Source organism: Aminobacter sp. P4_H6_2, from assembly GCF_056400805.1.
Window position 1 is genome coordinate 1 of record NZ_JBFUKO010000183.1, and the last position, 8,766, is coordinate 8,766.

The 8,766-nt window shown below is 60.6% G+C and carries 10 protein-coding genes; 2 read left to right on the forward strand and 8 right to left on the reverse strand.

Translation table 11 applies throughout. From position 1 onward, the window contains the following. On the reverse strand, positions 1 to 1,501 hold a 1,501-nt coding region (locus tag AC1DUU_RS14855), incomplete at its 3' end, for a bifunctional DNA primase/polymerase (protein ID WP_476784175.1). Positions 1,502 to 1,671: 170 nt separating this feature from the next. Between AC1DUU_RS14855 and AC1DUU_RS14860 the strand changes: the two genes are divergently transcribed. After that, on the forward strand, positions 1,672 to 1,866 hold the full coding sequence (locus tag AC1DUU_RS14860; RefSeq protein ID WP_476784176.1) for a hypothetical protein: 195 nt from the start codon (positions 1,672 to 1,674) through the stop codon (positions 1,864 to 1,866). 21 nt (positions 1,867 to 1,887) lie between these two features. Here the strand turns inward: AC1DUU_RS14860 and AC1DUU_RS14865 are convergent, their stop codons facing one another. From AC1DUU_RS14865 to AC1DUU_RS14885, 5 genes are all read right to left on the reverse strand, one after another. Further along, a complete protein-coding gene (locus tag AC1DUU_RS14865; RefSeq protein ID WP_476784177.1) occupies positions 1,888 to 2,094 on the reverse strand; it encodes a helix-turn-helix transcriptional regulator in 207 nt (68 codons plus the stop codon). 235 nt (positions 2,095 to 2,329) lie between these two features. Continuing rightward, the gene (locus tag AC1DUU_RS14870; RefSeq protein ID WP_476784178.1) at positions 2,330 to 3,529 is read right to left on the reverse strand and encodes a tyrosine-type recombinase/integrase; all 1,200 of its coding nucleotides are present in this window, start codon (positions 3,527 to 3,529) and stop codon (positions 2,330 to 2,332) included. Between the two features lie 641 nt (positions 3,530 to 4,170). Next, positions 4,171 to 4,665 carry a YciE/YciF ferroxidase family protein gene (locus AC1DUU_RS14875; RefSeq protein ID WP_476784179.1) on the reverse strand — a complete coding sequence of 165 codons (495 nt, stop codon included), beginning with the start codon at positions 4,663 to 4,665 and terminating at the stop codon, positions 4,171 to 4,173. Further along, the gene (locus tag AC1DUU_RS14880; protein WP_476784180.1) at positions 4,655 to 5,200 is read right to left on the reverse strand and encodes a divalent metal cation transporter; all 546 of its coding nucleotides are present in this window, start codon (positions 5,198 to 5,200) and stop codon (positions 4,655 to 4,657) included. The genes AC1DUU_RS14875 and AC1DUU_RS14880 overlap by 11 nt, the downstream gene beginning before the upstream one ends. Before the next feature lie 302 nt (positions 5,201 to 5,502). Continuing rightward, the gene (locus tag AC1DUU_RS14885; protein WP_476784181.1) at positions 5,503 to 6,639 is read right to left on the reverse strand and encodes an NnrS family protein; all 1,137 of its coding nucleotides are present in this window, start codon (positions 6,637 to 6,639) and stop codon (positions 5,503 to 5,505) included. Between the two features lie 316 nt (positions 6,640 to 6,955). On the opposite strand from AC1DUU_RS14885, the gene AC1DUU_RS14890 reads away from it, so the two are divergent. Continuing rightward, positions 6,956 to 7,288, forward strand: a complete 333-nt coding sequence (locus AC1DUU_RS14890; RefSeq protein ID WP_476784182.1) for a hypothetical protein — start codon at positions 6,956 to 6,958, stop codon at positions 7,286 to 7,288. Here the strand turns inward: AC1DUU_RS14890 and AC1DUU_RS14895 are convergent. Both AC1DUU_RS14895 and AC1DUU_RS14900 read right to left on the reverse strand, forming a co-directional pair. Continuing rightward, positions 7,278 to 7,871: a UbiX family flavin prenyltransferase gene (locus tag AC1DUU_RS14895; protein ID WP_476784183.1), complete on the reverse strand. Its 594-nt coding sequence runs from the start codon at positions 7,869 to 7,871 to the stop codon at positions 7,278 to 7,280. The two genes, AC1DUU_RS14890 and AC1DUU_RS14895, sit on opposite strands and share 11 nt — an antisense overlap. A gap of 17 nt (positions 7,872 to 7,888) precedes the next feature. After that, positions 7,889 to 8,766 (reverse strand): UbiD family decarboxylase (locus AC1DUU_RS14900; RefSeq protein WP_476784184.1); only part of this gene is annotated, 878 nt, incomplete at its 5' end.

Below are 8,766 nucleotides of genomic sequence, written 5' to 3' on the forward strand. Positions count from 1 at the left end.
ACCTTGCGCCGTTATCGTTCTCATTGACTTGGTGTGTCGACACAAACGGGTCGACAATCATGACGTCGATACCGTTGCGCTCGATCTGCTCGACAACCGCCTCGACAACTGGCACCTGTATTTTGACGCCGCGCTTGTCGTCGATCGCCACCACGAGCTCTTGCTCGCGGCCCGTATCTAGGAACAGGTGCCCCTCGATGTCTTTGGGAGACAGGCGATAATGGATGCACGCCGCCATGATACGGCGCTCCATTTCGTCGCGCGGATCCTCGGCGTTGAACAGCCAGACCTTCAGCCGTTGCGGTGGCTTTACGCCCAGCAGCGGCTTTCCGGCACCCATGGAGATAGCTTCAACGATGCTGTTGCTGGTCTTGCCTAGGCCGCCAGGGGACACTGTGACGGACACGTATTTACGGATGTAATGCGTGCCGAACGCGAACTCGCGTCTTGCTAGGGTCTTCGGGTCGATCCACGAGAATGGGGTGGCGATAAAGGCGGGTGTGGGGCCGGTTGGCGCTGGGGCGATCCCGCTCGGGATTACATCTGCGTTTTCGGGTTCTGACAGGTCGGACTCGTCCCGCTCGGGATCAGCATGGTTGCTCGCTTCTTGCGTGCCGTCCTTCTTCCCTTTCGCCAAGCCGTTGGTGATCATGCGGCTGATGTCGACCAACCGCGTGTTGTCGTTGCTGTAGGCCGGTTGGGGGATTTCGCGCGGCTGCCGCTCACCGGCGGCAAGCCCGCGCCGGATCTTCGCCCACGTCTCGCGCTCGCCGTCCTTGGCCGCGATGCCGCACGAAACCGCCGCCTGATATAGCCCAGACTCTGCCTGCGAACGAGAAACAGCGCCGGCTGCCACCAACTGCCCGACGCTGAACGCGCTTGCGTTTAACTGGTAGCCGCGCCCGCCTGGTCCGGTCGTGGCCAGAGCACGCAATTCAGCCTCAAGTGCCCGCTCGACATAGATGTCGTTGCCGCCCGGCTGATAGGTGCAATCGTGGCGCGTGGCCGTGTGCACGGGCGGCAACACGAGGTCGAGCAGCCATTGCGGTGCGTCAGCGATAGGCGGATGCCCTTCGCCTTCCCAGTCAATCCATTCGTACGACCGCCCGTCAGCCGCAACGCTCCCCGGTGCAACGACGTAGCCGCCGTCGCCGCGAACATCGACAGCGACGCCCAGCCCACCGCGATTGCGGATGCCGTCGACATGCTTGAAGAAGATATGCGTGCCGCCGCCCATGGTCTTGGCACGGGCAGTTGGAGGCAATGGCTCGTTGGCAGCCTCCATGTCGGCAAGCCAGTCGTGGCCGTCACCGATGCCTGGCTTTCGGTCAAGGTCGAGCACCCATGCGTTGATGGCCTTGCCCGTCGGCACGCCAATCATTGCGTCCGGCGTCCGGCGCCACCATTCCTTGACGATGCGCTCGTTCTTGGAAGCACCCTTTAGGCCGTTGCTTACCAACGGTGTCTTGGGCGCGTAAATCTCGCCGGTGTGGTCGTCCATCTCCTCTTTGGCGCGCGTCGGGAAGACTGGCCAGTCACGAGCGACGTAGGAAAGCGCGAGGTCGAGGGGGGGCGTTGCCGTGGGCGGCGGTCGGGGGGGCGGTTACGAGGTCGATGGCGAAGGCGGAATTCGTGCTAGTGTCTGTCATTGCTACTCCTTGGGAGGTGCGCATGTCTGGAAACAGATACGATCTGCGGAAAGAGTACGGCGGCCCGTTCAAAGGCACCTGGACCGTGTTCGATATTTTCACTGGCCAACCGGCCGAAGTGGACCAGGTGACGCAAATAGGGTTGGAAATGGAGCAGGCCGACGACTTGGTCGACCTGCTGAACCTTCAAGACGCTAGGCGGCGAAAGCTGCTTTGATTGTTGTTGCGATGGCGATGCTCATGCTGCCCTCGCGGCGATGCGCTCGTCGATCCATGCGACAACCTCTCCTCGCACGAAGGCCACACGGCGATCGCCAAGCGGAACCGCAATAGGGCAACGTCCTTCGGCGCGGTATTTGTTGAGCATCGAGCGCGACATACTAGTCATACGGCAGGCATCGTTGAGCGAAACCAGCCGCGGCTGGTTGTCGTTACTAGGAATCATGTGTTCTCCTCGGCGCCAGACGGAATCCGGGCGCAATTCAAAATGGTTGATTGTCGAGTGGGGATTCCGGCATGTAAGCTGGGCGCTGGGGTTGACTGACGCTCAAGCGCCGTTGCCGTCTCGGGGCAACTACCCGGCGGGGTAACCCGCTGCTTTGGCCTTAGGCCCGAAAGTGCATTCGCGCACCTGGTACATAAAAGGCGCCTCGGGCGATATGGTCAAGGTTGCCTTATGATTATTTTTTACCACCGCAGTATTCGGCCCAATCCGCCATGAGCAACCGGCGCTTGGTAAGTGCATCAGATCGGGCATAGGCTCGCGCCACGGCGTCCCCGACTGCATGTGCAAGCGCCATCTCCGCAAGATCCCCGTCGTGGCCTGTCGCCTCTGTAACCCAGTCCCGGAAAGCCGAGCGCATGCCATGAACGGTGAAGCCATCGCCGCCATTGTCAGCAAGCACCTTCGCCATCGTGTTTTCAGAAATGGGCCGCTTATCCCTGGCGCCTGGAAATACGTAGTCATTGATGCTCTTCGCCTTCATCTCCCTCAAAATGGCAACGGTGCAATCGGAGAGCGGCACACGATGCGTCTTCCCGCCCTTCATGCGCTCGGCCGGGATAGTCCACAGCCTGCCATCCAGATCGAACTCGCCCCAGACTGCCCCGCGCGTCTCGCCGGACCTAGCGGCGGTAAGGATGGTAAATTCCAACGCTTTGGCGCCGACGGTATCCAAGCCAGCCAGAACCTTCACGAGCGCCGGCACTGCCCGCCAAGGCATCGCCGCATGGTTGCTCTTGGTCGTCAGGGCATCCGGCTTGTGAAGCACGTGTTCCAAGTTACCTTTCCAAGCGGCAGGGTTCCCCCCTGTCCGCAGACCCTCGACCTTCGCGGAATCAAGAACGCGCTCGATACACTCGCGCAACTTCTCCGCTGTTTCCTGTTTAACCCCCCATAGCGGACGCAGCACCAACAGCACCTCAGTCACTCCGATGTCAGCCAGCGCCTTATCGCGGATGYCCGAAGCATGATTCGTGAGCATATTACGCCACCTCGCCTCGGTCTTTCCGCCACGCCAGCGGCCAGCTTTCACCGCGTCATCAACGTATCCATCGGCGTACTGGCCGAACGTCTTTTCTGCCGACTTCGCTATTGCCGCTTCGATGGCCTCCACGCCGTGACGGTGTTCGATCGGGTCGATACCCTTGCGCACCAGATCGAGGGCGGCCTCGGCTTTCTGGCGAGCCTCCGCCAGGCCGACAGAATGAAGCGGTCCTAAACCTAGCTCCCGGCGCTTCTTGTCGAACCGGTAATCCAAAATCCAGTATCTGCCCTTGCCCTTGGTAACGAGCCACAATCCTCCGCCATCACGCAGCTTGGTTGCCTTGCTAGCCGCGATAGCCTTTACTGTGAGAACGTTTCGAGTATGGCTCCCCATCCTGTCTTTCCCCGCTTTTTCCCCGCTATTAGGGTACGCGCTATTGGTAGACAGTAATGTTACAAGTGACAAGCAATTCCTTTAATTTCAGTGCCTTATGTCATGATTGGTTGACGCCATCGTCGCCAATGTCATCAATATGAATCCGGCCCGGGGAGCCACCTTTTCCAAAGCATGCGAATTAGAGAATTGACCCTTCAAGGGGCAATCTACAGCATACCTGCATAACGAGAATTCGCTACGCCTCGACCTGCATGGCCAGAGCGGCAGGCGACAGGCGGATCATCGCCGCCGATTGGGGTTACCTCAATGGCGCGCAGCTTGAACGAATCGCACCTAGACCGACGGCAACCAGGAATCACCAACCTGAGAGCTTGCGGCGCGCTACCTGAAGGTCAGCTGACGATCGTCGACCCGCCTGCACCGGCCGAGTCCAAGACCAAACAAGTTTCCGACTCCGCCCGCAAGGCTGGGCCGACCATGTCGCTGGTTGCAGCATGTCGCTTCTGATGGGTCTTTTGGGCAGCAGCGCGCGGTACGGATCGGAAGCACTGCTATTGGTCCCGGGACGCTTGCAATGAATTAGACGGAGGCCCGTCGAATTTCAGATGGAAGATCGGCGGGCCTTTTCCGCAAATTCCTCAGGCGGCCATTGCCTTGTGATTCACGCCACCCTCTGCCAAGCGCGTCAACGCTTCATCGGTCTTGGACTCTTCCGTGAGTGTCTGGTCCAGGAGTTGGACCGCATCCTTTAGGCCGAGTTCCTTGGCCCACTGTTTCAATGTGCCATAGCGCGCAATCTCGTAATGCTCCACAGCCTGGGCAGAAGACACAAGACCAGCATCCAATGCCGGCTTGCCCTTGAACTCGCTGAGGATTTCCTCGCCTTCGGCAAGTATCCCCTGGATCGCCTCGCAGGTCTTCCCCTGGGCCTTCTTGCCAATGATCTCGAACACCCGCTCCAGGCGCGCAATCTGTCCTTCGGTTTCACGATGGTGCTTTTCGAAGGCGGCCTTGAGTTCCGGGGATTGGGCGCCTTTCGCCATCTTCGGCAACGCCTGCAGTAGCTTGCGCTCGGCAAAATAGATGTCCATCAGCGTGTCGTGGAACAGGTCGTCGAGCTTTTCATGAGCCATAGAACTTCTCCTGATGTGGGGGGTAGACAACAACAATGCCGCGCGGAGTGCATCGTTCCGGCGTCGGCGAAGTTTTTCGGGATTGTCGAGGCAAGGCAGGTGATGCTGCTACAAAAAAACTCGTCACGATCATCGCGACAGCCGTGACCAGCATCACCGCCGTCGAAAGCCAGCCGAATACCCGAAGCGTGCCACCGATGGTTTGCTTGCCCATGATACGAGGCTGCACTGACATCAGCATCATCATGGCCATGATCGGAACCGCGACAACGCCGTTGATGACAGCACTCCAATACAAAGCTCTGATCGGATTGATCGGGGTGAAATTCAGCCCCACGCCGATCAGTGTCGCAACAGCAATCGTCGCATAAAAGGCCTTGGCGTCTTTTGGCTTCCGATCGAGCCCGGTCGGCCACCGCAGGGTCTCCCCAACGGCATATGCCGCCGACCCAGCGAGGACCGGCACTGCCAAAAGCCCGGTACCAACGATGCCAAGCGCAAAGATCGCCAAGGCAAYGATGTTGGAAAAGCCCATGCCCACCGGTGATCAGACCTGGACCCAAGGCCCTGAACCATCGCGTTCGCTGCACGTACGGGCGGGACTTATCCGCACTTTTGCCAGCGCCTGCCTTTTTGGACATGGATCCAATTCACGATTGGCGGAGACAATGGTATCCGCGCCATGCTTCGGCAGCGATTGCCGCCAACTCGCAAAAGGCCCGCATCGGCTCGCCGGGGGGCCTCGCGGCTGTCAGAAAACGAACTCGCCCGAAGATCGTTCCTGAAACGCAAAACGCCCCGCCACCTAACGTCGGAATCTGCGCGCCGCTGCGAGAGTTACAAATCGCGAAACACGAGCATCCGGCGGAAGGCGGCGAAAAACAGAGCAAAGGCCCCAATCCATGAAATGGCTGCGAGCGTTGTAAAAAACGCACCTGCGCTCGGAAGCAGCTCGACCAATAGGCGCGACAGAGCCGACAAGAAGATCAAGACAAACGCTGCCGTTGCCGGCGCTGAAGGCGCAAAGGCGCGACCGGCGTGCTTGCGGATCATGCTCGCCATGATGGCGAGCCCCATGGTGGCGACCGCACCGATCATCCAGGCATGGATGGCGGCCGCCCGCCCGATGCTCTGCGGGGCCAGAACATGGGCCGCCAGAAGGGCAAAGCCGACTATGGTCCAGGCATATCCGACGTGAAGTGCCAGAACTGCTGGTGATGCGACGGTTCGCCAAGCACGCCATTGCGCCAGGCGCACCGTATGTGCGCAGGCCGCTACAGCGCAGGCGACGCCGGTTAGCTGCGCATGCGGCATAGCAATCCATCCGACCAGGGCGCACGCCGTGGCAGTAGCGGCCAGCCGCTCCACGGCGGCCGGCGAACCGATGACGATCCGGCCGCCACCTTTTTCGATATAGGCTTCGGTCAAGGCCGGAATCCCCCTGCCCCCGATGATCGCGACAAAGCAGACGACCGAAGCCAGGGCCATCCGCAGAGCGAGCACCAGTTCACAAGACATGGCCGTGAGCGCGATGCTGGCGCAGTAGATGAACAAGAAAAGCACGATCTTGAGGTTGCGCCTGTCACGAGCGGCAATCACCGGCCTCGCCACCAAAACCGCGAGCCAAAGAACGAACAGGGCAAACAGAGCTAGCCCAGCGCCAGGTCGGACGAACAGAAACGTGACGCGACCTACCAGCCACAGCGCTACCAATGACTGGACGACGCGCCTCGATGCGGGTGGCCGCCGCGTCCAGCGCGGGAGCGCCGTAAGCAGGAAACCGGCGAGGATAGCCGGAACCGTACCGAACAGTAGCACATTACGATGCCATTCATTGGCGGGCATTCCAATCGCAGAAAGGAATTGCATTGCAGACATTGGCAACGTCCAGATCGCTGCCCCGAGGATTGCATCCAGGGCGGCGAGCAGGAAAAATGGTCGAAAGGGTGATTGCGTCTCGACCGCCGCTTTCATGACGCGACCCACGACCGGATGTCTTCATCGGCCCGGTCTCGGCGACCCCACGACGTCGAATTTTGCTCCAGCACAAACAAGCGTCTGATGAAGCCGCTATGATGATCCCCGGCTTTCCCATGCGGCCGCCGGCCATTCGTAGCTGCGGCGATCACTGTCGGGATAGCCGGTCGGCGCTCTGACAGGATGGTGGTGTGGGGATGTTTGGGTTGCCACCGACGCAAGTACACACCGCTGCAAAGGGATAAATCTGGCCATGAATAGCACCTCTCAGTCAGGTGGTAGCAAACACGTCGAACCGCGTCAGGGAACCACAGTGGCCCGGCGCCTGGCGAACGTGTTGAAGGGTGTAGAACTGGATTGCGAATGCCACGACCGGCTAGATCAGGCGCTGGCCAGGTTCGAAGCATTGGAAATTCGGCGGGCCGCGCGCGAGCAGCTTGCCAATGCGCGTCGGCAGCGCGAGCGGATCGAAGCTGTTCTCTATTTTCTGCGGGATCTCGACGAACTGGTTGCGACGGAGCAGGACCAAAGCGCCTATACGGAGATCGCGTTGCTTTTTGACGACATCGCTGCTGCCGCAAACAACGGAGCTCTTTCGATGCGGCATCTGTCGTCGTGTCCAACGTCGACCCCGACTAAGCCCTAGAACGCGGCGATGAACCCTCCTCGCCCCATCGCGTGAGCTCACTGCCGGGATCGATGCCGGCCCAATTGACAAGGCGCGCCGCGATCTCGCGCACCATCTGCTCGATGGACGATGGCCTGGTGTAGAAAGGCGGCACTGGCGGCGCGATGACGGCCCCCATCCGCGCCAGCCTGAGCATCGCCTCGAGATGGCCTTCATGCAGCGGCGCTTCGCGCGGCGCGACAACCAGGCGGCGCTTTTCCTTGAGCGTGACGTCAGCGGCACGGGTCAAGAGATTGTCGCCGAGCCCATGCGCCATAGCGGCCAGCGTGCGCATCGAGCACGGAACGACGATCATGCCGTCCGCCCTGAACGATCCGCTGGCAATAGGTGCGGCAAGATCGCTGGCAGAATGGACTTGGCTGGCGGAGGCGGCAAGACGGTCAAGCCCATACTCGCCAAGTTCATGCGCGATGCTGGCCCGCGCGCCCGAGGAAACCACAAGATGGGTGTCAACGCCTGCTCCGGCGAGTTGGCGCAGGGTTTCCAGCGCGAGAATGGAGCCCGAAGCTCCCGTGACGCCGACGATCAGTCGCTTGCTCATCTTTTGTCCAGTTCCGCTCATTGTGGAAACAATTCCCGCCATCGCGCGGACACCTGCCGTTCGACCTCTGCCGACATGCTGAGTTGCTTGCCCCACGCACGATGCGTTTCCGCACTGATCTTGCGTGTGGCATCCAGACCCAGCTTGCCGCCAAGCCCCTCCAGAGGAGAGGCAAAGTCGAGTTGGTCGATGGGCGTACGATCGACCAGCATCAGGTCGCGTGAGGGATCCATCCGCGTGGCGATCGCCCACATGACATCCGGCCACGATCGGATGTCGATATCGTCGTCGACCACGACGACCAGCTTGGTCATGGAAAACTGTGGCAGCAGCGACCAGAACCCCATCATCACACGCCGCGCCTGGCCGGGATATTTCTTGGCGATGGAAACCACGGCGATACGATACGAGCAGGCCTCTGGTGGAAGCCAGACATCGACAATCTCGGGAATCTGCTGGCGCAGCAAAGGCTTGAAGACCTCCAACAGCGCTTCGCCGAGAACGGAAGGTTCATCAGGCGCGCGTCCGGTGAAGGTTGTCAGGTAGTTGGCATTCGCGCGGACGCGGATCCGCTTGAGACGAAAGACCGGGTAATGCTCCGGCGCGTTGTAGTAGCCGGTGTGGTCTCCGAACGGTCCTTCCAGCGCGGTCTCTGTCGGCGAAACCATGCCTTCGAGCACGATTTCGGCACTTGATGGCACATGAAGGGCAATGCTTTTGCACGGTACAAGACCTACCCGACGGTTGTTGATCAGCCCTGACAGCGCCAGTTCCGAAACACCCTCGGGTGCCGGCATGACTGCTCCCAGCATCGTGGCCGGGTCAGCGCCGATCACCACCGCCACCGGCATTTCCATGCCCCTTGCCGCCCACTGCCGATGATGCGCCGCACCGC